The organism is Stenotrophomonas sp. PS02297 (assembly GCF_029959705.1).
Taxonomy (GTDB): Bacteria; Pseudomonadota; Gammaproteobacteria; order Xanthomonadales; family Xanthomonadaceae; genus Stenotrophomonas; species Stenotrophomonas nitritireducens.
Window position 1 is genome coordinate 21,328 of the sequence record NZ_JASCOS010000011.1, and the last position, 23,356, is coordinate 44,683.

A 23,356-nucleotide genomic window follows, 5' to 3' on the forward strand; every position below is an offset into this window, starting at 1 on the left:
GCGCGCTGTGCTTCGCGCGGCCGTCGGCAGGTCTTCGGACTCATGGGCATGGAGGCGGGGGCCTCCTCCTACTCCGCCGCTTCCCAAGGCATCGGGCCTCAGTGCTTGGTGGCGGGATCGTTCCCAATTACCGCTGCGGGGCAGTGCCGGAATGGCCATCCAAGGCGTCACCGGCTTCCCTTTCAATCCGGTGGGGAGCAACCCACCAGAACCGACGGGACACAAGATAGTGGGGGTAAATGACAGGGTCAACGCCAAATCTTGTGGATAACCGCCTGCCCCTTGGGGCACAAGCGATCCGGCTCGCGGCCTCGTGCCCGCCCATGGCGACCTGCCCATCGCGGCTGCGCAGTCAAGCCCTCGGAGCACCATTCAGAGGTAGGAAAACACCGCGCGCATTCATCATCCATTGCCCAGGCTTCGCCGCCATGACTTCCGGCCGGCGCCGCGACCGACGGCAGCCGGCGATGCTGTCTCCCTGTCGAACACGGAACACCCCGCATGCGCCGCCTGGTTCTCGCCACCGCCCTGCTCGCCCTGGCCGCGTCCGTGGCCGCCCGCGCCGGCACGTTGAAATCGCCGGAGCTCTCCTCCACCCAATGCGGTGTCAGCACCGACTACGACGTGCTGGTCGATGGCGGCGGCATCTGGCTGCGCAGGCACGACGCCACGCCGCGCGAGATCGTGTTCCACAACGGTGAACTGAGCGTCGACGGCCGCATGCAGGTGGTCAGCGCCGACGATGCGCAACGCCTGCGCGTGCTTGAGGCCGGGGTGCGCCAGATGATGCCGGCGGTCACCGGCATCGCCAACGAATCGGTGGGGATCAGCTTTGACGTGCTGGACGTGGTCTATGGCTCCATGACCGGCAACTTCAACTCGCGCAAGGTGCGCGCGCTGCGCACGGATGCCGAGCGCTTCGTCGCCTCGACCATCGGCCGCGGCCGCTGGGAGCAGGATCTGTTCGGCGAAGGCTTCGACCAGCGCGTGCAGGAAGCGGCCGAGTCGCTGAAAGGCTCGATCGCCCGTGGCCTGCTGTGGACCATGCTCACCGGCGGCGAGGAGCGCATCGAGAAGCGCAGCGAGAAGATCGAAGCCGAACTCGAGCCGAAGATCGAAGCGCGCGCCCATGCGCTGGAGCAGCACGCGCAATCCCTGTGCACCCAGGTCCTGGCGCTGGACCAGCTGCAGTCGGCGCTGGAGTTCCGCTACAACGGCCAGCCGCTGCGGATGATGAACGTCAGTGGCGAAGCATCGGCATCGGCATCGGCGCCGGTGGCGAAGGAGCACGGCCCGGACAACCGCATCGCCCTGCCCGCACACCCCTGACCGCAACCCGTAGAGCGGGGCAATACCCCGCTGGAGCTTTCCCGGCAATGCCCCCGCCGGGCGTTGCCCGGCGCTACAAGGCCCGCCGCGATCCACCTCCCCGTAGAGCGGGGCGACGCCCCGCTGGAGCTTTCCCGGTAATGCGCCCCGTCGGGCGTTGCCCGGCGCTACAAAGCCCGCCGCGATCCACCTCCCTGTAGAGCGGGGCGACGCCCCGCTGGAGCTTTCCCGGTAATGCCCCCGCCGGGCGTTGCCCGGCGCTACAAAGCCCGCCGCGATCCACCTCCCTGTAGAGCGGGGCAACGCCGCGCTGGAGCTTTCCAGGTAATGCCCCCGCCGGGCGTTGCCCGGCGCTACAAAGCCCGCTGCGATCCATCTCCCTGTAGAGCGCGGCAACGCCCCGCTGGAGCTTTCCCGGCAATGCCCCCGCCGGGCGTTGCCCGGCGCTACAAAGCCCGCTGCGATCCATCTCCCTGTAGAGCGGGGCGACGCCCCGCTAGGGCTTTCCCGGGCCTGTCCCCGCCAGGCGTTGCCTGGCATTGCAGAACCTAGTCCCCTGTGGAACGGGCACGCCCCATAACTCGGGCGGCGTACCGTCCTCCCCCCTTCGGCAACTGCGCCAGTTCCTCGCGCACCAGCCGCACCACCAGCGTGTCCAGCGTGTCCACCGAGTAGTCGGCCACGTCGTGCACGGTCTCGCGGCCGGGGCCGCTGCCCGGATCGGACGCGTCCTTGTAGGTGAGGAAGATGAAACGCCCACCGGTGTACTGGGCGATCTGCCGCTGCACGATCTCGCCGGTGGTGTCCTGCCCCGACGCGGCCACGCTGAACACCTTGATGCCCTTGCCCAGCGCGGCGAGCATGGTCTGGTCGTAGTGCGGCCGCGGATAGTCCATGTGCGGCGGCGCGTCGGCCAGCGACACCAGCAGGCGCGTGGTCGCCGGGCCGCGCCAGGCCAGTGCCTGCACCGCATGGTCGAAGGCTTCGTTCATCGCCTCGGGCATGTCGCCGCCACCGCCGGCACGCACGCCATCGAGTACCTGCTGGAACGCGGCGACGTTGCCGGTCAGGTCCCAGCTGCGCACGAAGTACTCGTCGCCACGGTCGCGATAGGCGACCAGCCCCAGGCACACGTCCGGGCGCGATGGCAGCTGTTCGATGCCGCGCACGATGTCGTGCAGCGAAGCGCGCAGCTTGTCGATCTCGTCGCCCATCGAGCCGGTCGCATCGACCATGAACACCAGGTCCAGCCGCGCGCCCGCCGCTGTCGCGGCGGCAGGCAGGCGCACCTCCAGCGCATCCTTCTGCCCGCGCCGCAGCTGTGCCTGCGCCTGCCGGCCATCGCGACGCACATCCACGCGGTAGCTGGCCGAATCGCGGTCGTCGAACGCGTTCAGGTGCAGCCAGGCCTGGCCGCCGGCGTCGGTGCGCGCCCACATGCGCGCGCCATCGGCGCTGGAAACGGCGACTTCGGCATCGGGCACCGGCCGCCCCTGCGCATCGATCACGCGCAGGCGCTGGCGCACCGAGACATCACGCCCGAGCTGCGCCGCTTCGGCATGACGCTGCAGGAACTGCTGGAAACCTCCGAAATCGGCGTTGTCGTCGACCACGCCGGCGGTCACCGGCGCAGCAGGCTGCTGGCGCACCGGCGCCGGTGCCGGCGCGTAGGGAACCGCCAGACCGGAACGCGCCACGCTGGTCGCCACCGCCGGCGCATCCGCGGCGACCGGAGCAGGCGGCGAAGCAGGCGTGGCCTCCATCAGCACCTTGCTGCGCCCGCCCTTCCCGATCAGGGTGGGAACATCGCGCACGCGCTGCGGCGGCTGCGGATCGGGCACCTCGCGCATGCGCGGCGTGTCGCTGCACACCGTGGCGGCAGGCGCGCGGAAATTCGGCGCGGTCTGGCGCGTGCGCTTGAGCGCCGGCGCCTTCAAGTCGGGTTCCGCGACGACGGTGGCCGGCCCGGGCCACAACGGCTCACCGGCGAGTGCCGGCAGCCCGGCCAGCACCGTCAACGCGAACGCCATCGAACGTACCGGCAGGCGCCGGGAGGCCATGCTTGCGTGCTTCATCTGCTTGCTCCGTTCCATGCAGGGTGGGCCGCCGTGGCGGCATGCGACAAGGAGAACGGATGGGGGAAGCGAATGGGGTTTTGCAGGAACGCACAGCGTACGCATCGAATCCGCATTTCCCTTCTCCCTCCCGGGTGAAGGCCTGTGGCCTGCACGCCTGGCCCACGCATGCGCGCGGGGCCGGGGCGTGGTCCCGCGGGGGCGGGATCAGGGCACGGGCGAGCCCCCGCCTTGTTCGATCGCACACGGCTGCGCCCGTCGCCCTCTTTCCTGCTCCGTGCCCTGGCCCGCGGCATTTGCGCCGGTGGCGTGGGCGCAAGCCATGCGGCTCCGCCCCGAAGGAAGAGGAGGCTTCCCTCGCCCCTACAGGCGGTGCGCGGCTCCCAGGTATTCGGCGCTCTGCATCTCGATCAGGCGGCTGGCAGTGCGCTCGAAGGCGCCGGCCAGGCGCGTGCCGGAATAGAGCAGCGGCGGCGGATCCTGCGCGGTGCAGACCAGGTTGACCTGGCGGTCGTACAGCTCGTCGATCAGGTTGACGAAGCGGCGCGCGGCATCCTCGTTCATGCGGTCGAAGTGGGGGATGCCGCCGAGCAGCACGGTGTTGAACTCGCGCGCGATCTCGATGTAGTCCGAAGGCCCGCGCGGCCCCTCGCACAAGCCGGGGAAATCGAACCAGACGATGCTCTTGCCGCGCCCACGCACGGGAATCTTGCGGCCCTCGATCTGGATGTTGCCGCTGCGTGCCTCCTCGCCGCCACTGAGCTCCTTCCAGCGCCCGCCCAGCCAGGCGTCGCTGCCGTCCTCCAGCGGCGCGCGGTACACCGGCGAGCGGGTCAGCGCGCGCATGCGGTAGTCCTCGGTGCCTTCGGCGTACAGCTCCACGCAGTATTTCTGCAGCAGGGCGATGGCCGGCAGGAAGCTGTCGCGCTGCAGGCCGTTGAGGTACAGGTTCTCCACCGCGGTGTTGGAAGTGGTCACCAGGGTCACGCCTTCGGCGAACAGGCGCTCGAGCAGGCGCGCCAGCAGCATCGCATCGCCGATGTCGGTGACGAAGAACTCGTCCAGCACCAGCACGCGCAGCCTGCTGCGCCACTCCTGGGCGATCTTCGCCAGCGGGTCGCTCTGCCCCTGGTGTTCACGCAGCCGCTCGTGGATGCCGCGCATGAAGCGGTGGAAGTGGGTGCGGTATTTCTGTTCGATCGGCAGGCCGTCGTAGAACAGGTCGACCAGGAAGGTCTTGCCGCGGCCGACGCCGCCCCAGAAGTACAGGCCCTTGACCGGCTCGGGCTTCTTCCAGAAGGCCGACAGCCGGTCGAGCCAGCCGTCCTGCGTCGAATCGACGATGGCCTCGTGGATGCGGTCCAGTTCGGCCAGCGCCGCGTGCTGGGCCGGATCGTCGCGCCAGTCGCCACGGGCCACGCCGGCGGCGTAGCGCTGCGAGGGGGTCGTCGCGTCCATGCTCAGCAGCTGCCGTCGGGCAGCCAGCGCCGCACTTCGTGCTGGATCGCGCCGCGCAGGTCGATCAGCTTGCGATGGAAGAAATGGCTGGTGTCGGGCATGCGCACCAGTTGCGGCGGAGCGGCCAGCGTTTCCAGCCAGGCATAGACGGCCTGCGCATCGACCACCTCGTCGGCGTCACCCTGCACCACCAGCCATTGCGCCGGCGGCCGCAGCCCGTCGAAATCCCAGGTGCGGCGGCCGACCGGCGGTGCGATCGAAATCAGCGCCTGCGGCTGCAGCGCGCCGCTGGCGCGCAGCGACACATAGGCGCCGAAGCTGAAACCGGCCAGCCACAGTGCGCAGTCCGGGCGCTCGGCGCGTACCCACGCCGCCACCGTGCGCAGGTCGTCCTGCTCGCCCTCGCCGTTGTCGTAACTGCCGGCCGAAGCGCCGACGCCACGGAAATTGAAGCGCACGGTGGTGACGCCCAGCTCGCGCAGCGCGCGCGCGGCCATGGTTACCACCTTGTTGTGCATGCTGCCGCCCTCGGTGGACAGCGGATGGCAGATGACGGCGACGACCGGATGCGCGGCGATGCCGCCCTCGGGCGGATCGACCGCGACCTCCAGCGGCCCGGCGGGGCCTTCCAGCATCAGCGCCATCGATTCGTGGGGAAAGGAAGGATTGCTCATGCCGCCATAATAACGGCCCCATCCACCGGCTTCACCGCCGCCCTGCCCGGTAACGAACGCGATGCACTTCCTGATCCTGAGCGTGGTGTGCAGCGTGCTGGTCTCGGTCCTGCTGAAACTGGCGCCGCGGCGCGGCATCGACATCGCCCAGGCGGTGACCTGGAACTACCTTGCCGCCAGTGCGTTGTCGCTGCTGCTGCTCCAGCCCTCGCTGCAGTCGCTGCGGAACGGGCACGCGCCCTGGCTGGCGCTGCTCGGCCTGGCGCTGGCCCTGCCGGGCATCTTCCTGGTGCTGGCGCGCGCCGTGCGCGAGGCCGGCATCGTGCGCAGCGACGTGGCGCAGCGGCTGTCGCTGCTGCTGTCGCTGGGCGCGGCGTTCGCGCTGTTCGGCGAACATGCCAACGGCTGGAAGCTGGCCGGGCTGGGCCTGGGCCTGCTGGCCATCGTCGGGGTGAGCGCGCGCAACGGCGATGCCGGCGGCGCCACGGCATCGGGCTGGCGCTGGCTGCTGGCGGTATGGGCCGGTTTCGCGCTCATCGACATCCTGCTCAAGCAGGTGGCGCTGTCCGGCACGCCTTCCACCGCCGCGCTGCTGGCCAGCTTCGCCATCGCCTTCGTGCTGATGCTGGGCTGGCAGCTGCAGCGCCATTTCAGCGGCCGCCGCCGGCTGGAAGCCCGCAACCTCGGCTTCGGACTGCTGCTGGGCGCGATCAACTTCGGCAACATCCTGTTCTATGTGCGCGCCCACCAGGCGATGCCGCACAGCCCGGCCACCATCTTCGCCGGCATGAACATCGGCGTGGTCTGCCTGGGCGCACTGGTCGGCATGCTCGCCTTCGGCGAGAAGACCAGCCGCTGGAACCGCATCGGCCTGGGCCTGGCGGTGATGGCGATCGCGCTGATCGCGCGCGGGGCGCAGGCGTAGGAGAGGCTGGAGCCGCTCCTACGATCGCGATTCCCCGATCAGGGATCGAAGCCCAGCAGCAGCGGGTCGTGGTCCGAACTGCGCCAAGGACCGGGCACGTTGCGCCCCTGGTAGCCCGCTTCGTCGGCCTCGTCGGCATTGATGTGCCACTCGGCGGCGCCCTTCAACCGCGCCGCCATGCCGGGATTGAGCAGGGCGTGGTCGAGGCGGCCGGTCAGTCCGTTGTAGACATAGCTGTAGGGCTGGTGCACGCCGGCCACCTTGAACGCATCGCGCCAGCCATCGGCATGCAGCTGGCGGATCGGGTCTTCCATCGCATAGGCGTTGAAGTCGCCCAGCAGCACCGCGTCGCGGCTGCCGCTGCCGGTCGGGTCGCGCTGCAGCCACTGGCTCAACAGCCGTGCCGATTCCACGCGGGTTGCGTTCCAGCAACCCTGGCCGTCGTTCTGGTCGGCATCGGCACCAGTCGCGTCGGTACAGCCCTTGGACTTGAAATGGTTGGCCACGACCACGAACGGCTGGCCCTTGCGCCCCACGCGGAAGGCCTGCGCCAACGGCACCCGGCTGCGCTCGCCGAAAGGTTCGTGCTCCAGCACCACCGGCTTGCCTACCGGCGCCACGCGCGAGGCGCGATAGATGATGCCCACGCGGATCGGGTTGTCGCCCGGACCCTTGCCGGCATCGACGAACGCCCACTGGCGGTCCTTGCCTTGCCCCTCGTTGAGCGCACGCACCAGCCCGGCGATCGCCGAATCCGGACCGTAGCCGTCGTTCTCCAGCTCCATCAGCGCGGCCACGTCCGCGTCGAGAGCGCGGATGGTGGCGATCAGCTTGGCCTGCTGCGCCTGGAACTGCGCAGGCGTCTTTGCGCCGCGCAGCGTCGGGAAACCGCCGCCCCGGCCGTCGCCATTGAAGTAGTTCTCCAGGTTGAACGCGGCGATGCGCAGCGCGCCCGCCACGGCCGGCGGCTGCGGGCGCTCGATGGCGGGCACCTGCAGCGGGCGGGTCAGCTGCAGCCGGTATGCGCCGTCGTAGCGCTGGTCGACCACGCCCTCGACACCCGTGAACACCATGCCGGTGCGCAGCTGCGCATCGTCGGGCAGATAGGACACATGGCCCGGATCGCGCTGGCCGCTGCCATCGTCCAGGCGCAGGCGGCGGCGCGCGTTGTCGGCCAGCAGCGCCGCGTTTTCCGCGGTGCCGGCGGCGGCCAGCTCGGTGGGCTGCCACAGCCGGCCCTCGAATGCGACGGCGAGTTCGCCATGACGCGCCAGCTGGTCCTGGCCGGACAGGGTCAGCGGCGCGGCGATGCGCACCTGCATGCCTTCCAGCGCTTCCCAGTTGGCCGGCACGCCGTCGAGCACGATGACCGGCGGCGCCGGCCGGGAACGGGCCGCGACGACCGTCTCCGCCTTGAGCGCGGTGAGGCTCTGCCCGCCCTTGCCGGCCGGCAGCTCCTGCACCGTGCCGGTAATGCGCAGCCACTGTCCTGCCGATGCGTTCTGCGCCGGATCCAGCTGCACGAACACCGCATCGGAGGTCGCCGGATCATGGTCGCCTTCATCCTGCACGAAGACGCCGCCCAGCCCAGCGCGCAGATCGGCGGTGACGATGCCTTCGATGGTCACCTGCCGACCTTCCAGCGGACTGCGTTCGCCGCTGCCCTGGACCTGGCCGATGGCGATGACGGCCGGCCCCCTGGCGACGGCCTGCGGCACGAGGGCGACGGACAGCGAGAGGGCGAGCAGCGAGGGAAGGTGGCGCATGTGGCGGACTCCAGAACGGCGGAAAACAAAGCGCCGCCCGGGAGGGCGGCGCCGAGTGTCCATGATGAGGACGTTTTATTTCAGGTTTGCGAGCATCCAGTCCACGGTGGCGTGGATCTGCGCTTCGCTGAGCCCGGCATTGCCGCCCTTGGGCGGCATCACTCCGCCGTCCGGACCGGTATAGCCGTCGATGGCGTGCTTGTAGAGCGTTTCGGTGCCCTGGGCGATGCGCTTGTCCCAATGCGCATGATCCAGGGTCGGCGCCATGCCCACGCCGGTCAGGTGGCAGGCGGTGCACAGCTTGTCGAAAATCACCTTGCCGTCGAGGGTGCCTTCATAGGCGCCGCCCGCGGCTGCGGCCTGTGCGGCAGCAGCTTCCGCGGCCGCGGCCTGCGCTGCCGCGCCGGTGCTGCCCGCATAGACGGCGCCGGCCGGCGCGATGCGCTGCTCGACGCGCGCAACCGCCTGCGGGGAGGCTTCGGTGGGAATCGCGCGCTGCAGGAACGAAGCGAAGATGATCAGGCCGATCGTGACGACAGCCAAGAAGGCGATCACGATGGAGAAGCGTTTCAGGAACTGAAGGTCGTAATTCCGCACGTATCAAACCCCTGGCAAGTAGTCGATGGACCACAGCTACCGGCGGAGTATAGACCAGCGCCCCTACCCACCGGCAACGGTCGCCGGCCGGGACCGCGCCGGCATGCCGTCATGGCGCGCCCGCGACGGCTCCCACGCCGGCCGCGCGCAGGCACAGCGCGCCGATCGCCTCGACCAGGGGCTCACCGCCGCGCAGGCCGTCGCGGCTGGGCGCGGTCGGCCCGACCAGCGCTTCGGTGAAAGCGCCGACGATGCAGGCCGCGCCCACGTCCAGGTCCTGCGGCGGGAATTCGCCAGCGCGCACGCCATCGTCGAGGATGCGCTTGAACACATCGCCGAACAGGCGGCGGCAGCGGATGCGCTCGGCCTCGACCTCCGGGTCCACCGGTTCGGCGATGAAGGCATAGGCCAGCGCCGGCCCGGCCAGCGCGCGGCGCACGAAGGAGGCCACCGCCTGCTGCAGGCGCAGCGCCGCCGGCTGCGGCTCGTCGGCGATGGCCGACAGGATGTCCAGCTCGTGCTCGACCGCGGCGCTCAGCACTTCCACGAACAGCTCGGCCTTGGACGGGAAGTGGCGGTAGATCAGCCCGGTGGACACGCCCGCCTCGGCCGCCACGGCGGTGATCGGTGCATTGCGGTAACCGCCGGCGGCGACCAGCCGGCGGGCCGCGGCCAGGATCGCCTCGCGGTTGCCTGCGAGGCGTTTTTCCATCAGTTCCGAGCGTTTGTAGGCCATGGTTTGATTCTAGGTTCAATTTTTGAATTTGTATTCACTTTTTCATGGAGACCCGCTAGGCTGCGCGCAAACGCCCGTGCTGGCGGCCGGTCCGCCCCCACCATCCCGGAGCGCCCTCTTCCAGCCGGAGCCGCCCCATGCACGTCCCCACCCTTTCCTTCGATCTCGGCGAAGAGATCGACATGCTGCGCGAAAGCGTGGCCCAGTTCGCGGCCGCGCATATCGCCCCGCTGGCGGCGGAAGCCGATGCGACCAACCACTTCCCCAACCCGCTCTGGCGCCGGCTCGGCGAGCAGGGCCTGCTCGGCATGACCGTGGAGGAAGAATACGGCGGCAGCGGCATGGGGTACCTGGCCCATGTGGTGGCGATGGAGGAAATCTCGCGCGCGTCCGGCGGCATCGGCCTGTCCTACGGCGCGCATTCCAACCTGTGCCTCAACCAGCTGCGCAAGAACGCCAGCGAAGCGCAGAAGCAGCGCTACCTGCCGAAGCTGTGCAGCGGCGAACACATCGGCGCGCTGGCGATGAGCGAACCGGGCGCCGGCTCGGACGTGGTGTCGATGAAGCTGCGCGCGGACCGGCGCGGCGACCACTACGTGCTCAACGGCAACAAGATGTGGATCACCAATGGCCCGGATGCCGACGTGCTGGTGGTCTATGCCAAGACCGATCCGGAAGCCGGCTCGCGCGGCATCACCGCCTTCATCGTCGAGAAGGGCATGAAGGGCTTCTCCACCGCGCAGAAGCTGGACAAGCTGGGCATGCGCGCCTCCAACACCTGCGAGCTGGTGTTCCAGGACTGCGAGGTGCCGGCCGGGAACGTGCTCGGCGAAGTCGGCGGCGGGGTCAAGGTGCTGATGTCCGGGCTGGACTACGAGCGCGTGGTGCTGTCCGGCGGCCCGCTCGGGCTGATGGCCGCGGCGCTGGACGTGGTGCTGCCCTATGTGCACGAGCGCAGGCAGTTCGGCGAGGCGATCGGCAGCTTCCAGCTGATCCAGGCCAAGCTCGCCGACATGTATGTGGGCCTCAATGCCTGCCGCGCCTATGTATATGCGGTGGCACGCGCCTGCGACCAGGGGCGGACCACCCGCCAGGACGCGGCCGGCGCGATCCTGTATTCGGCCGAGAAGGCCACCTGGGCCGCCGGCGAGGCGATCCAGATCCTCGGCGGCAACGGCTACATCAACGAATACCCGGCCGGGCGCCTGTGGCGCGATGCCAAACTGTATGAAATCGGCGCTGGTACTTCGGAAATCCGGCGCATGCTGATCGGGCGCGAGCTGTTCCAGCGCACGGCGTGATCGAAGCCGCTCTCCCTCCGGAGGGAGAGCGGCGGTTTGCGGACCTCCGCGAGCGCCCCTGCGCCAGCGCAGGGGCAGCGCGCGAAGCGGAAGCGATGGAGAAGGCGCGGGACGACACCCCCTGAATCTTCCCGAGGCTTCTTCCGGACCCTCATCCGCCCCATCGGGGCACTTTCTCCCACCGGGAGAAGGGAAAGCCAAGGCCACCGCCATGACCGTACTGAAATCCCAGCTGCAACCCGGCACCGACTCCTTCGAAGCCAACCGCGCGGCGATGCAGGCGCTGGTCGACGATCTGCGCGCCACGCTGGAAGCCACCGCGCGCGGCGGCAGCGAGGCGGCGCGGGCCAAACACACGGCGCGCGGCAAACTGCTGGTGCGCGAGCGCATCGACGCCCTGCTCGACCCCGGCAGTCCGTTCCTCGAAATCGCGCCGCTGGCCGCGCACGGCATGTACGACGACCCGGTGCCCGGCGCCGGCATGGTCGCCGGCATCGGCCGCGTCTCCGGCGTGGAATGCCTGATCGTCGCCAACGACGCCACGGTCAAGGGCGGCACCTACTACCCGGTCACGGTGAAGAAGCACCTGCGCGCGCAGGAAATCGCGCAGCAGAACCGCCTGCCCTGCATCTACCTGGTGGATTCCGGCGGCGCCTTCCTGCCGCTGCAGGACGAGGTGTTCCCCGACCGCGACCACTTCGGCCGCATCTTCTACAACCAGGCCAACCTCTCCGCACAGGGCATCCCGCAGATCGCCTGCGTGATGGGCAGCTGCACCGCCGGCGGCGCCTACGTGCCGGCGATGAGCGACGAGACGGTCATCGTCAAGGAACAGGGCACCATCTTCCTCGGCGGCCCGCCGCTGGTGAAAGCCGCCACCGGCGAGGTGGTCAGCGCCGAGGAGCTGGGTGGCGCCGACGTGCACACGCGCATCTCCGGCGTCGCCGACCACCTGGCCGACAACGACCTGCAGGCGCTGGCGCGGGTGCGCGCCATCGTCGCCAACCTCAACTGGCGCAGGCCCGAACCGGGCGTCACGCTGCAGGCCGGCGAAGCGCCGCTGTTCGACGCCCGGGAACTGTATGGCGTGATCCCCGGCGACACCCGCAAACCCTACGACGTGCGCGAGGTGATCATGCGCATCGTCGATGGCTCGCGTTTCGACGAGTTCAAGCCGCGCTACGGCAACACCCTGGTCACCGGTTTCGCGCACGTGCACGGCCATCCGGTGGGCGTCATCGCCAACAACGGCATCCTGTTCTCCGAATCGGCGCTCAAGGGCGCGCATTTCATCGAGCTGTGCTGCCAGCGCGGCATCCCGCTGCTGTTCCTGCAGAACATCACCGGCTTCATGGTCGGCCGCAAGTACGAACACGGCGGCATCGCCAAGGACGGCGCCAAACTGGTGATGGCAGTGGCCAACGCGCGCGTGCCCAAGTACACGGTGGTGATCGGCGGCTCGTTCGGCGCCGGCAACTACGGCATGTGCGGCCGCGCCTATTCGCCGCACTTCCTGTGGATGTGGCCGAACGCGCGCATCGGCGTGATGGGCGGCGAGCAGGCCGCCAGCGTGCTGGCCACGGTCAAGCGCGACGGCATCGAAGGCAAGGGCGGGCAATGGTCGGCGCAGGAGGAGGATGCGTTCAAGCAGCCGATCCGCGACCAGTTCGAGCAGCAGGGCCACCCCTATTACGCCAGCGCGCGGCTGTGGGACGACGGCGTGATCGATCCCGCCGACACCCGCCGCATCCTCGGCCTGGCGCTGGCCGCCAGCCTCAACGCGCCCACGCAGGACACGCGCTTCGGCGTGTTCCGCATGTAACGGCGAACGGAGACCGGACATGTTCGACAAAATCCTGATCGCCAACCGCGGCGAAATCGCCTGCCGCGTCATTGCCACCTGCCGCCGCCTGGGTATCGCCACCGTGGCGGTGTATTCAGATGCCGACCGCGACGCGCGGCACGTGCGGCTGGCCGACGAGGCCGTCCGCATCGGCGCGGCGCCGGCGGCGGAGAGCTACCTGCGCGGCGATGCCATCCTCGACGCCGCGCGCCGCACCGGCGCACAGGCGATCCATCCCGGCTACGGCTTCCTGTCCGAGAACGCCGGCTTCGCCCGCGCCTGCGCCGAGGCCGGCATCGTCTTCATCGGCCCACCGGCCAGCGCCATCGATGCGATGGGCGACAAGAGCGCGGCCAAGGCGCTGATGCAGCAGGCCGGCGTACCGCTGACGCCGGGCTATCACGGCGAGCGGCAGGAGCCTGCGTTCCTGCGCGCGCAGGCCGACGCCATCGGCTATCCGGTGCTGATCAAGGCCAGCGCCGGCGGCGGCGGCAAGGGCATGCGCAGGGTCGAGGCCAGTGCGGATTTCGAAGCGGCCCTGGCCAGCTGCCAGCGCGAGGCGCAGTCGGCGTTCGGCAATGCGCACATGCTGGTGGAGAAGTACATCGAGCGCCCGCGCCATATCGAGATCCAGGTGTTCGGCGACGGCCACGGCAACGTGGTCCATCTGTTCGAGCGCGACTGCTCGGTGCAGCGCCGCCACCAGAAGGTGCTGGAAGAAGCGCCCGCGCCGGGCATGACGCCAGAGCGCCGCGCGGCAATGGGCAGGGCTGCGACCGACGCCGCCCGCGCGGTCGGCTACGTGGGTGCCGGCACGGTGGAGTTCATCGCCGCCCCGTCGGGCGAGTTCTGGTTCATGGAAATGAACACCCGCCTGCAGGTCGAGCACCCGGTGACGGAGATGATCACCGGCACCGACCTGGTCGAATGGCAGCTGCGCGTGGCCGCGGGCCAGAAGCTGCCGAAAACGCAGGACGAACTGCGCCTCCATGGCCATGCCATCGAGGCGCGGCTGTACGCAGAGGACGCCGACCGCGGCTTCCTGCCCTCCACCGGCACGCTGCGCCACCTGCGGCTGCCGCAGGCCAGCGCCAATGTGCGCGTGGATGCCGGCGTCGAGCAGGGCGATGCGATCACCCCGTACTACGACCCGATGATCGCCAAGCTGGTCGTCTGGGACGTGGACCGCGGACGCGCGCTGCTGCGCATGCGGCGTGCGCTGGCGCAGTGCCAGGCGGCCGGCGTCACCACCAACGCCGCCTTCCTGCATCGGCTGGTGGCGACCGCGTCCTTCCAGCACGCCGATCTGGACACCGCCCTGATCGAACGCGAACACGAAGCACTGGACATCGCGCATCACCCTGCCAGCGCCGCGGACTGGGCACTGGCCGCGGTGCTCGCCGTCGAGGAAAGCGCCTCCGCGACAGTCGAGGCCTCACCGTGGGCCATCGCCGACGGCTGGCGCCTGACCGGACCAGCAGCGCGTTCGATCACGCTGGAGCACCTGCAGCAGCAACAGACGCTGCAGGTACGCCGCGAGGCCGATGGCTGGGAGGTCCAAGGCGGCGACGCCACCCCGTTGCGGATCAGCGGCCATGCCGGAAGTGGGAGCTACGCATTGCAGATCGACGACCGCCTGCTCCGCGGCGAGGTCCTGCACGACGGCAGTGCGCTGTACGTCTTCGGCGACACCGGCCAGCGCCGCTACACCCTGCATGACCCGGTCGCCGATGCCGACAATCCCGGCGACCACGGCGGCAGCCTGCTCGCGCCGATGCCCGGCCGCGTCATCGCCCTGCTGGTCGAACCCGGCAGCAGGGTCGCCCGCGGCGCCCCGCTGCTGGTGATGGAAGCGATGAAGATGGAACACACCCTGCAGGCCCCGGCCGAGGGCGTGGTCAACGGCTATCGCGTGCGCGCGGGCGAACAGGTCGGCGATGGCGCGGTGCTGGTGGATTTCGAGGCGGACTGAGGTCGTAGTCCGCCCGGGACGGCGAACCTCAGGCGCCGCCCGGTGCGGGCCAGGCGCTTTGAAGCGGGTCCAGCTCGGCGGTCGTCCTTTCCTGCGCACGCCAGCCCATGCCGCAGATGGCCAACGGGCCTTCCTTCAGCGGATCGAGCGCAAGCACCTTCTCGATGTCGACTTCATTGATCGCCGAGGTAACGAAAGCGCCCAGCCCGCATTCGGTCGCGGCCATGTACAGCGCCTGCGACAGATGGCCGGCGTCGAGCATCATCGCGCGATAGACCTTGCGATGGTTGCGGTACTTCCAGAGGCTGCGCTCGAAGCGGCAGACGAAGACCACCAGCACCGCCGCATCCGCGAACCAGTGCTGGCCCGCCAGGAACCGCCGCGCCGCGTCCGCATCGAGCTCGCACTCCGGGACCACCGGCGTCAGCGCGTGCCGGAGCGGGTGATAGCGATAGAGGCCGGGCGCCAGGCCTTCCACGCGCTGCACCAGCAGGCACGCCTCCATGGGATGCAGGCCGCCGGCGGAGGGCACGTTCTTTTTCAGGAACACCAGGCCGGGCGCGGGTTCGAGTTGCGCATGCGCGCGGAACGTCTGCTGCAGGGCTGCCGCCAGCTGCGCCATCGACACGGAACGCCCAGGGTCGAAATTGCGGCAGGTCACTCGCCTGCGCCCCAGTGATTCCAGTGCGCTGGCGGGAACCTCCGGCAGGCCGATCTGCCCCGGCAGCGGCCCCTGATCCGACACCGCGGGCGGCGGGGAACCGAGCCGTTGGCGAAGATCGTGGGCCGTGACCAGCTGGCTCCTCTCCATGTCCGTCACGCTGTCCACGCCCTGCCAGCGCGAATGGCGGTGGTGGATCGCCGCCAGCGGCCACCAGTGGCCCTCTCCCGGCGTGGAACGGGACACGGGCCCGACGCCCGTTTCCGCATCGGGCACCTCTTCGGCCACCAACAGTTCCAGCGCCAGCAGCGAGTGCACCAGCGCCCTTGAATCCGCATCCGCAGGCAGGTCCTGCCAGTACTCGGCGCTGCACTGGAGCAGCCATTGCGCCTGCGCGGGGCTTACCCGCCGGTATTCGTCCAGGTGCGCCGCCCATACCCTGATCTCGACCCGGGTCCGTACTCCATCGCCCCCCGACAGCAGGTCGCCGATATCCAGGGATGGAATTTCATTCGGCTCGATTACCAAGGCACCACATCGACGTACTCGCACGCTGTTTCCTCATGACGGGCTCTGCAGGATGCCGGAAATCCCCCGCGCGGCGCGGCGGCCACATGGATGCTTATCGTTGGCCGGCACCATCATGCAGCCCGCTTGACCAGGTGTCGGGCGTTGTCACGGCGTAGAAACATTCCGCCAGTTGGGCTGGACCAATGAATCCGGCAGGTTTGGACTGTATGCTCGCGGCAGATCCTTCGCATCAGGCGGAGGCCACACACCACAGGGGACCCATGAACCACCATCACCACGGCAATGCCGCACACCCGCCGTTGAGTCAGGAAGTAGCGACGCACCTGCTTGACCTGTTGTCCGAAGACGATGCCTTCCGCGATCTGTTCGCGCAGGATCCGGAACAGGCGTTGGTCCAGTTGGGACTGTCGCCCGAACAGGCCGCGCTGGCGCTGCGCGGCCAAAGCTGCCTGCGCGTCACCACCGTGCTGGCGAGCAAGGAAGCGCTGCGTGCCGCACGCGAGCGCCTAATGCAGGGTCTTACCTGCGAGCAGCCGCACACCGTCATTTTCGCCTTCAACGACTGAGGCCCCCACGCTCGCGGCATCCCCCGCGAGCGTCTCCACCACGTTCATCACCAAGCACGCCTCGCCGCCCATCCGGTTGCCCCAGGCGGCGCCCGGGTGGCTGGAAAGCCAGGCCTGCTCCCGTCGGCTGCCCTGCGCGTCGCCCGCAGCCTGCTGGCCATCACGCATCGCCACATGCCACTGGGTCAGGGCGCTGGCTTTGCCAGCCGCACGCAACCGCCGCATCGCCTGCTGCGGGTCGCCCCGCAGCCGCCACTGGTCGGCGGCAACGACCGCATGCAGGGCCTCATTCCCGGGATCCCCCGAGCGCTGCACCAGTCTCGCCAGACGCTGCTCGTCCGCCGCACTCAGCGCACGCCCCGCGTAGCGCTGCTGCAGGCGGGCCGCCGCAAGCGTGTTGCCGGTCAGGTCGTCCAGTTCCCCGGCACCTGCGGCCTCGGCCATCCCGATGGCCTGCTCGAGCAGAGCGGCGAGCTCGGCCGCGGGCCGCACACCGGTGCGGTAACGGGCCACCAGGGCGCCCAGTTGCTGGGACAGGCGCGTCCCATTGCTGTCGCCCGCCGCCTTGGCGATTCCCGCCTCGGCAACCTGCACCGCGTCCGCGGCCCGCCCGGCAGCCAGCAGCGCCGCCACCCACTGCACGTGGATCAACGCACTGGAAGGCTCGCGTGCCGCGCTCGCCTCCAGCATGCGCAGGGCTTCGGGCAACTTGCCCTGCGCGGCCAGGGCCGAGGCATGGTGCCGGTTCGCCGGTGCCCCGGAAATCCGTTGCATCTGTTCGAAGCTGGCGATCGCGGCGTCGTACTTTTCCTGAGCCAGCTGGATCCGGCCCTTCAGTTCCCAGGAGACATAGCGCAGCGGCTCTTTGGATGCAGTCGCCGCGGTGACCGCCGTCAATGCCTCGTCCAGGTTGCCGTTGGTGAACTGGTCCCAGGCATAGTTCTGGTGGGCGGCGGCATAGTCCGGATATACCTCGCCGAGCAGGCGCCATTTCGCAGGGGCATGGCGCAGCGGCTGCGGCTCGAACTCGGCCGCCAGGGCTTCCATGTACAGGCGGTTGCGCATCGGCAGATGGTCAGGCAGCGCCAGCGCCCTGCGCAGATAGGGCTCGGCCTTTTCCGCATCGCCCTGCGTCATGTAGGTGCGGGTAATGCCGAGCAGCGCCAGCGCGAACTGCGGATCGATGTCCACCGCCTTCTGGTACAGCACGCGTGCGTCTTCCATCCGCCGCTGGTTGTAGACACTGTTGCCGGCGGCATACAACTTCAACGCATCGAGACTGGCGGTGGTGACTTCAGGCAGCGGCTGCGACAGATTCCGGATCGCATCGGAAGATTCGCCCAGGTGGTCGCGCACCGAACCGGCGATGCTGTCGATGGACGCCAGCAGGTCATCCATCTTCCAGACATCGCGGGTCAGCACATAGACGGTGGCCTGGGTCTGCGGATCGACTACTTCCACCGTCACCCGCAAGCGCCCGCCAACCTGCGCCAGCGTCGGCAGGACGACCGCACGGGCGCCATCGCGGATCGCGATCTCGCTGCCGATGGCGCGGTCGATGCGGGTTCCGCGCTGCCTGCGCATCCGCGCCAGGGTATCGCCGACGGTCATGTCGCTGAGCACGTTGAGATAGCGTGACTGCTCCAGGCTGATGCGCAACGCCTGTGCCATCGAGTCATCCAGCACGGCATTGCCGGTCAGGTTGCGTACGTCGCCCATCACCACCCAGTCGCGCTCGGCGAAGGCGATGGCCGGCTCCGGGCGCAGGATGAACCACGCACCGATGCCCAGGACCCCCAGCAGCGCCAGCTCCGCCACCAGGGCCACCGGGCGCCGCCACAGCGGCAGGTCGCGCCAAGCCTTGGGAGTGCTGCGCGGCATGCGCAGCGGGGCGAAGCCCGGCTCGCCGACCTCGAACACTTCCTGCGTGATCGGCACGCCCTTGAAGTGCCAGCGGCCGTGCGATTTCCACAGCAGGTGCTCGCTGCGCCCGCCCAGCTCGCGGGCGGAACGGCGCGCCAGCGATTCGGCCACGGCCGAAAGCAGGATCTGCCCCGGCCGCGCCAGCGCCATCAGTCGCGCGGCCAAGGGTTTGGCAAGGCCTTCGACCTCCAGCGGCTTGGCGCCGGCCTGCACCGCTTCGGCGCTGTTGTGCCAGGTCAGTACCTCGCCGACATGCATGCCGGTCCGCGCCTGCAGGCCGACGCCGCGCGAGCGCGCCAGCTCCTCCAGGCCCTGCCGGTAGTCCAGCGCGAACCCCAGCCCGTTGATCGGCCGGTCGAACAGCAACAGCAGGCCATCGGAGCGGTCGATCATCCGCCCCTTCCAGTGCTGCTGCAGGCGCAGCACCAGGCGGTCGTGTTCCTGGAACAGTTCCGCGGCCGCGGTATCGCCCAACCTCTCCACCAGAGCGACCGAATCGCACAGGTCGGTCAGCAGCAGCGTATGCAAGCGGGGGGCGGGGATATCCGCCATTGCGTCGTTGCCGCGCGCGGCCTGCTCCTGCCGCACGTCAGCCGGCTCCCAGCCAGTCCACCGGCCATTGCAGCCGGTTGCCGCCACGCCGCTTGGCCTCGTACAGGGCGCTGTCGGCATGGGCATACCAGTCGTTCCAGTCGCGCGCAGGATCGAGCAGGCAGGCGCCGATGCTCACCGGACAGACGCGCGGCACCGGTTGCGAGCGTTCCAGCAGGCCGTGCACCGCATGCAGGATGAAACCGGCCACATGCTCCAGCACCCCGGCGTCCGCGTCCTGCACCAGCAGGCAGAATTCGTCGCCGCCGAGGCGGCAGGCCAGCCCGCCGGGCTGCACCACCGAACGCAGGATGTTGGCGACCGCCTGCAGCACCCGGTCGCCCACCAGGTGGCCGTGCTCGTCGTTGACGCTCTTGAAGCGGTCGCAGTCGATCAGCAGCAGCCCCTGCGGCGGGTTCCGCGACGGCTGCCGGCATTCCTGCAGATAGAGGGTAAGCCCGCGGCGGTTGTACAGGCCGGTCAGTTCGTCGGTACGCACCAGCTCTTCGGTGTGGTTGAGCTGGTGGGTGGTGGTGTAGAGGTTGTCCAGCGCCGCTTCCAGGTCGTGGTTGCGGCGGCGCAGTTGCCGGATCAGCATCTGCTCGTTGGACACCACGCGCATGATCGTGCGGCGCAGGAAATAGGCGACCCGGCCGGGATCATGGTCCACGAGCTTCTGGAAATCGGGATGGCTCAGTTCGAACAGGGTCAGTTCCGTCGACGCGCGGGCATCGGCGCCGCGGCGATGGTCGCCGATCAGCAGGCCCAGTTCGCCGAAGAACTCGCCCGGCCCGAGGTACTTGACCACCAGGTCCTCGCCGAAATCGAGATCGACGATGCCGTTGACGATGACGAACATCCCATCGCCCGAATCGCCACGGCGGAACAGCATTTCCCCGGCCGCGACCTGGCGCTGCCGGCCGAACCGCGAGAACAGCGCGAATTCGTCGGGCGACAGAACGGGATGCACGATTTCGGCCATCGCCATGCGGGCGACGCCCAGTTCGCGTTCTTCGGCCATGATTGCAGCACTGTCGCTGGTCATTCCCTCAGCCCCACCGCCCCGTCGTCCCCTGGGGCCAGCGCGGAAGGATAGCACCGGCGCAAAGCATGCGGGATGCCGCAATCCGGCATCCCTCCCATTCATGCCGCAGCGGCGCGACGGACGGCCGCCGCGGCCGCCCGCCCTCCATACCCGAAAGCTCAAAAAAGTATCGATGCGAGCCGGTCAGGCCGCCTTGCCCGGCTGGAACTGCGCTTCCTCGGTGGAACCGGTCAGCGCGGTGACGCTGGAAGCGCCGCCCTGGATCACCGTGGTCACGTCGTCGAAGTAGCCCGCACCCACTTCCTGCTGGTGCGAGACGAAGGTGTAACCCTGCCCGCGCGCCGCGAACTCCGGCTCCTGCACCTGTTCCACATAGTGGCGCATGCCTTCGCCGCGGGCGTAGTCCTGGGCGAACCTGAAGGTGTTGAACCAGTTGATGTGGATGCCGGCCAGGGTGATGAACTGGTACTTGTAGCCCAGCGCCGCCAGTTCATCCTGGAAGCGGGCGATGGTGCGGTCGTCCAGGTTCTTCTTCCAGTTGAACGAGGGCGAGCAGTTGTAGGACAGCAGCTTGCCGGGGCTGGCGGCATGCACGGCCTGGGCGAACTCGCGGGCGAAGCCCAGGTCCGGGGTGCCGGTCTCGCACCACACCAGGTCGGCGTGCGGGGCATAGGCCACGCCGCGGCTGATCGCCTGCTCCAGGCCGTTCTTCACGCGGTAGAAGCCCTCGGCGGTGCGCTCGCCGGTGACGAACGGGGCGTCGTTGGGGTCGAAGTCGCTGGTCAGCAGGTTGGCCGCCTCGGCGTCGGTACGGGCCAGCACGATGGTCGGCACGCCCAGCACGTCGGCCGCCAGGCGCGCGGCCGACAGCTTCTGGATCGCCTCCTGGGTCGGCACCAGCACCTTGCCGCCCATGTGGCCGCACTTCTTCACCGCCGCCAGCTGGTCCTCGAAATGCACCGCGGCGGCACCGGCGGTGATCATGTTCTTCATCAGCTCATAGGCATTGAGCACGCCGCCGAAGCCGGCCTCGCCATCGGCGACGATGGGCAGGAAGAAGTCGATCGCGTCCTCGGCCTTGAGCTTGCCGTCGATGATGTTCTTCCACTGGATCTCGTCGGCGCGCTGGAAGGTGTTGTTGATGCGGCGGACCATGGCCGGCACCGAGTCGTAGGCGTACAGCGACTGGTCCGGGTACATGGTCTCGGAGGTGTTGCCGTCGGCGGCCACCTGCCAGCCGGACAGGTACACCGCTTCCAGCCCCGCCTTGGCCTGCTGCATCGCCTGGCCGGCGCTGATCGCACCGAAAGCATTGACGTAGCCCTTCTTCGAAGCGCCATTGACCAGCTCCCACAGGCGCTCGGCGCCGCGCTTGGCCAGGGTGTGCTCGGGCTGCACGCTGCCGCGCAGGCGCACCACGTCGGCGGCGCTGTAGGTGCGCTTGATGCCGGTCCAGCGCGGATTGCTGTCCCAGTCGTGCTGCAGGGCGTCGATCTGTTGCTGATGGGTGCTCATGGTGTAACTCCTTGGGGTCGCGTGGCTTGCTTGCGGGGCGGCTTCCGTCGTGAAGGGGCTTCACCGGGAAAGCTCCGTCGCGGCTGAAACCGCTCCTACGAGGAAGGACAGGTACGGGGAAAGGACAGGAAGGAAGGAAACCGTCAGTCGATCTGCCGGTACGCCGGCAGGGTCAGGAACTCGGCCAGTCCGTCGGCGCGGCTGAGCTCGTCGAGCAGGTCGATGGCCTGGGCGATGTGGCCGCCGCCGGGCAGCGCGGCGGTGTCGCCGAGCCGCGCAGGCAGCGCGCGCAGCGTGCTCTGCAGCAGGGCGAAGTCGATCGCCGTGCCGTCGTCCAGGTGCTGGTTGCCGGCATGCAGCCACTGCCAGATCTGGCTGCGGCTGATCTCGGCGGTGGCGGCGTCCTCCATCAGGTTGTGGATCGGCACGCAGCCATTGCCGTCCAGCCACGCGGCCATGTAGCGCACGCACACTTCCACGCTGTTCTCGAAGCCGGCGCGGGTGATGGTGCCGGCGCAGGGCGCGATCAGGTCGTCGCGGCAGACCTGCACATCGCGACGCAGCACGTTGTGCTGGTTCGCGGCCGGCATGTATTCGTCGAAGATCGCGCGCGCCACCGGGATCAGCGCCGGATGCGCCACCCAGGTACCGTCGTGGCCGGCGGTGACCTCGCGCAGCTTGTCCGCGCGCACCCGCGCCATCGCCTGTTCGTTGGCGGCCGCGTCATGGTTGATCGGGATCTGCGCGGCCATGCCGCCCATCGCATGCGCGCCGCGGCGGTGGCAGGTCTGGATCAGCAGTTCCGAATAGGCCTTCAGGAACGGCTGGGTCATCGTCACCTGGCCACGCTCGGGCAGCACCTTGTCCGCATGCCGGCGGAAGGTCTTCAGGTAGGAAAAGATGTAGTCCCAGCGCCCGCAGTTCAGGCCGGCGATGCGCCCGCGCAGCGCGTGCAGGATCTCGTCCATCTCGAAAACCGCCGGCAGCGTCTCGATCAGCACCGTGACCTTGATCTGCCCGTGCGGCAGGCCGAGCATGCCTTCGATGTGCGACAGCGCCGCCTCCCACAGCGCCGCCTCCTCCATCGACTGCAGCTTGGGCAGGTAGAAGTACGGGCCGCGGTCACGGCGCATCAGCGCGCGGGCGTTGTGGAAGGCGAACACCGCAGCGTCGAACAGGCCGCCGGCGATCGGCTGGCCGTCGACCAGCACGTGCTTCTCGTCCAGGTGCCAGCCGCGCGGCCGCACGATCAGCACCGCCTGCTCCTCGAACGGGCGCAGCGCGTAGTGCTTGCCGGGCTTGCCGCCCACCGCCGGCGCCGTGTAGTCGAGGTCGCCGCGCACCGCACTGGCCAGCGCCTGCTGGCCGGCCAGCAGGTTGCGCCAGGTCGGCGAGGTCGAATCCTCGAAGTCGGCCATGAACACCCGGGCACCGGAGTTCAGCGCGTTGATCACCATCTTCGGATCGGTCGGGCCGGTGATCTCGACGCGACGGTCCTGCAGCGCGGCCGGGATCGGCGCCACCGTCCAGTCGCCTTCGCGGATGGACGCGGTGTCGGCGCGGAAGTCCGGCAGGCCGCCCTGGTCGAAAAAGGCCTGGCGCTGGCGCCGCGCCGCCAGCCGCGCCTGCCGCTCGGGCTCCACCGCCCGGTGCAGCGACACCAGCAGTGCCAGCGCCCCGGCCGGCAGCAGCGCCGCCTGGCCGGCGAGCCGGGCGGCCACGGTGATGCCCGGGGTCGGGCGGGCGGGAACGGACGGGATGGCGGCGGCGACGGCGGACATGGCGGAAACCTGCGTGTGTCGGGGATTCCACCGTGCCGCCGGAGCGGCTTATTTATCAAAACAGTTT

Annotated in this window: 17 protein-coding genes and 1 riboswitch; of the genes, 6 read left to right on the forward strand and 11 right to left on the reverse strand. The window is 69.3% G+C overall.

Annotated features, from left to right (window positions below):
- Nucleotides 1–7: 7 nt before the first annotated feature.
- A riboswitch (cobalamin riboswitch) is annotated at nucleotides 8–231 on the reverse strand.
- A 270-nt stretch (nucleotides 232–501) separates the two neighbouring features.
- Nucleotides 502–1,329 (forward strand): DUF2884 family protein, encoded by an 828-nt coding sequence (locus QMX80_RS04535; RefSeq protein WP_282275525.1) that lies wholly within the window; start codon nucleotides 502–504, stop codon nucleotides 1,327–1,329.
- Between the two features lie 548 nt (nucleotides 1,330–1,877).
- Here the strand turns inward: QMX80_RS04535 and QMX80_RS04540 are convergent.
- From QMX80_RS04540 to QMX80_RS04550, 3 genes are all read right to left on the reverse strand, one after another.
- Nucleotides 1,878–3,404 carry a VWA domain-containing protein gene (locus tag QMX80_RS04540; protein WP_282275526.1) on the reverse strand — a complete coding sequence of 509 codons (1,527 nt, stop codon included), beginning with the start codon at nucleotides 3,402–3,404 and terminating at the stop codon, nucleotides 1,878–1,880.
- Nucleotides 3,405–3,767: 363 nt separating this feature from the next.
- The gene (gene zapE / locus QMX80_RS04545) at nucleotides 3,768–4,862 is read right to left on the reverse strand and encodes a cell division protein ZapE (protein WP_282275528.1); all 1,095 of its coding nucleotides are present in this window, start codon (nucleotides 4,860–4,862) and stop codon (nucleotides 3,768–3,770) included.
- 2 nt (nucleotides 4,863–4,864) lie between these two features.
- On the reverse strand, nucleotides 4,865–5,536 hold the full coding sequence (locus tag QMX80_RS04550) for an alpha/beta hydrolase (protein WP_282275529.1): 672 nt from the start codon (nucleotides 5,534–5,536) through the stop codon (nucleotides 4,865–4,867).
- 61 nt (nucleotides 5,537–5,597) lie between these two features.
- Here QMX80_RS04550 and QMX80_RS04555 point away from each other — a divergent pair, with 61 nt between their 5' ends.
- On the forward strand, nucleotides 5,598–6,461 hold the full coding sequence (locus QMX80_RS04555) for an EamA family transporter (RefSeq protein ID WP_055766832.1): 864 nt from the start codon (nucleotides 5,598–5,600) through the stop codon (nucleotides 6,459–6,461).
- 38 nt (nucleotides 6,462–6,499) lie between these two features.
- On the opposite strand, the gene QMX80_RS04560 is transcribed toward QMX80_RS04555, so the two are convergent.
- From QMX80_RS04560 to QMX80_RS04570, 3 genes are all read right to left on the reverse strand, one after another.
- Entirely contained in the window at nucleotides 6,500–8,227 is a 1,728-nt protein-coding gene (locus QMX80_RS04560) for an ExeM/NucH family extracellular endonuclease (RefSeq protein ID WP_282275530.1), read from the reverse strand.
- Between the two features lie 75 nt (nucleotides 8,228–8,302).
- On the reverse strand, nucleotides 8,303–8,824 hold the full coding sequence (locus tag QMX80_RS04565; protein ID WP_055766839.1) for a c-type cytochrome: 522 nt from the start codon (nucleotides 8,822–8,824) through the stop codon (nucleotides 8,303–8,305).
- Between the two features lie 109 nt (nucleotides 8,825–8,933).
- The gene (locus QMX80_RS04570; protein WP_282275534.1) at nucleotides 8,934–9,560 is read right to left on the reverse strand and encodes a TetR/AcrR family transcriptional regulator; all 627 of its coding nucleotides are present in this window, start codon (nucleotides 9,558–9,560) and stop codon (nucleotides 8,934–8,936) included.
- Between the two features lie 137 nt (nucleotides 9,561–9,697).
- Here QMX80_RS04570 and QMX80_RS04575 point away from each other — a divergent pair, with 137 nt between their 5' ends.
- The 3 genes from QMX80_RS04575 (at nucleotide 9,698) to QMX80_RS04585 (ending at nucleotide 14,676) form a co-directional block, all read left to right on the forward strand.
- Nucleotides 9,698–10,861 (forward strand): isovaleryl-CoA dehydrogenase, encoded by a 1,164-nt coding sequence (locus QMX80_RS04575; RefSeq protein WP_282275536.1) that lies wholly within the window; start codon nucleotides 9,698–9,700, stop codon nucleotides 10,859–10,861.
- Nucleotides 10,862–11,072: 211 nt separating this feature from the next.
- Entirely contained in the window at nucleotides 11,073–12,683 is a 1,611-nt protein-coding gene (locus QMX80_RS04580) for a carboxyl transferase domain-containing protein (protein WP_282275537.1), read from the forward strand.
- Nucleotides 12,684–12,702: 19 nt separating this feature from the next.
- Complete coding sequence (locus QMX80_RS04585; RefSeq protein ID WP_282275539.1) at nucleotides 12,703–14,676, forward strand: acetyl/propionyl/methylcrotonyl-CoA carboxylase subunit alpha; 1,974 nt, start codon at nucleotides 12,703–12,705, stop codon at nucleotides 14,674–14,676.
- Between the two features lie 28 nt (nucleotides 14,677–14,704).
- Here the strand turns inward: QMX80_RS04585 and QMX80_RS04590 are convergent, their stop codons facing one another.
- Nucleotides 14,705–15,889: a putative peptide maturation dehydrogenase gene (locus QMX80_RS04590; protein ID WP_282275540.1), complete on the reverse strand. Its 1,185-nt coding sequence runs from the start codon at nucleotides 15,887–15,889 to the stop codon at nucleotides 14,705–14,707.
- 239 nt (nucleotides 15,890–16,128) lie between these two features.
- Here QMX80_RS04590 and QMX80_RS04595 point away from each other — a divergent pair, with 239 nt between their 5' ends.
- Complete coding sequence (locus QMX80_RS04595; RefSeq protein ID WP_055766857.1) at nucleotides 16,129–16,434, forward strand: NHLP-related RiPP peptide; 306 nt, start codon at nucleotides 16,129–16,131, stop codon at nucleotides 16,432–16,434.
- Here QMX80_RS04595 and QMX80_RS04600 read toward each other — a convergent pair.
- The 4 genes from QMX80_RS04600 to aceB form a co-directional block, all read right to left on the reverse strand.
- Nucleotides 16,375–18,885 (reverse strand): putative peptide modification system cyclase, encoded by a 2,511-nt coding sequence (locus QMX80_RS04600; protein ID WP_273081340.1) that lies wholly within the window; start codon nucleotides 18,883–18,885, stop codon nucleotides 16,375–16,377. The genes QMX80_RS04595 and QMX80_RS04600 overlap by 60 nt on opposite strands.
- Before the next feature lie 61 nt (nucleotides 18,886–18,946).
- On the reverse strand, nucleotides 18,947–19,969 hold the full coding sequence (locus QMX80_RS04605) for a GGDEF domain-containing protein (RefSeq protein ID WP_282275541.1): 1,023 nt from the start codon (nucleotides 19,967–19,969) through the stop codon (nucleotides 18,947–18,949).
- 207 nt (nucleotides 19,970–20,176) lie between these two features.
- Nucleotides 20,177–21,508, reverse strand: coding sequence for an isocitrate lyase (aceA, locus tag QMX80_RS04610; RefSeq protein WP_055766866.1), 1,332 nt, complete (start codon nucleotides 21,506–21,508; stop codon nucleotides 20,177–20,179).
- A gap of 143 nt (nucleotides 21,509–21,651) precedes the next feature.
- Complete coding sequence (gene aceB, locus QMX80_RS04615; protein ID WP_282275542.1) at nucleotides 21,652–23,289, reverse strand: malate synthase A; 1,638 nt, start codon at nucleotides 23,287–23,289, stop codon at nucleotides 21,652–21,654.
- Between the last annotated feature and the right edge of the window lie 67 nt (nucleotides 23,290–23,356).

What these genes read in the sequence shown, in the direction of transcription:
- QMX80_RS04550 (WP_282275529.1), bottom strand. Translation starts at nt 5,536, where the DNA reads ATGAGCAATCCTTCCTTTCCCCACGAATCGATGGCGCTGATGCTGGAA.
- aceA (WP_055766866.1), bottom strand. Translation starts at nt 21,508, where the DNA reads ATGAGCACCCATCAGCAACAGATCGACGCCCTGCAGCACGACTGGGAC.
- QMX80_RS04540 (WP_282275526.1), bottom strand. Translation starts at nt 3,404, where the DNA reads ATGAAGCACGCAAGCATGGCCTCCCGGCGCCTGCCGGTACGTTCGATG.
- QMX80_RS04555 (WP_055766832.1), top strand. Translation starts at nt 5,598, where the DNA reads ATGCACTTCCTGATCCTGAGCGTGGTGTGCAGCGTGCTGGTCTCGGTC.
- QMX80_RS04575 (WP_282275536.1), top strand. Translation starts at nt 9,698, where the DNA reads ATGCACGTCCCCACCCTTTCCTTCGATCTCGGCGAAGAGATCGACATG.
- QMX80_RS04585 (WP_282275539.1), top strand. Translation starts at nt 12,703, where the DNA reads ATGTTCGACAAAATCCTGATCGCCAACCGCGGCGAAATCGCCTGCCGC.
- QMX80_RS04535 (WP_282275525.1), top strand. Translation starts at nt 502, where the DNA reads ATGCGCCGCCTGGTTCTCGCCACCGCCCTGCTCGCCCTGGCCGCGTCC.
- zapE (WP_282275528.1), bottom strand. Translation starts at nt 4,862, where the DNA reads ATGGACGCGACGACCCCCTCGCAGCGCTACGCCGCCGGCGTGGCCCGT.
- QMX80_RS04595 (WP_055766857.1), top strand. Translation starts at nt 16,129, where the DNA reads ATGAACCACCATCACCACGGCAATGCCGCACACCCGCCGTTGAGTCAG.
- QMX80_RS04560 (WP_282275530.1), bottom strand. Translation starts at nt 8,227, where the DNA reads ATGCGCCACCTTCCCTCGCTGCTCGCCCTCTCGCTGTCCGTCGCCCTC.
- QMX80_RS04570 (WP_282275534.1), bottom strand. Translation starts at nt 9,560, where the DNA reads ATGGCCTACAAACGCTCGGAACTGATGGAAAAACGCCTCGCAGGCAAC.
- aceB (WP_282275542.1), bottom strand. Translation starts at nt 23,289, where the DNA reads ATGTCCGCCGTCGCCGCCGCCATCCCGTCCGTTCCCGCCCGCCCGACC.
- QMX80_RS04605 (WP_282275541.1), bottom strand. Translation starts at nt 19,969, where the DNA reads ATGGCCGAAGAACGCGAACTGGGCGTCGCCCGCATGGCGATGGCCGAA.
- QMX80_RS04580 (WP_282275537.1), top strand. Translation starts at nt 11,073, where the DNA reads ATGACCGTACTGAAATCCCAGCTGCAACCCGGCACCGACTCCTTCGAA.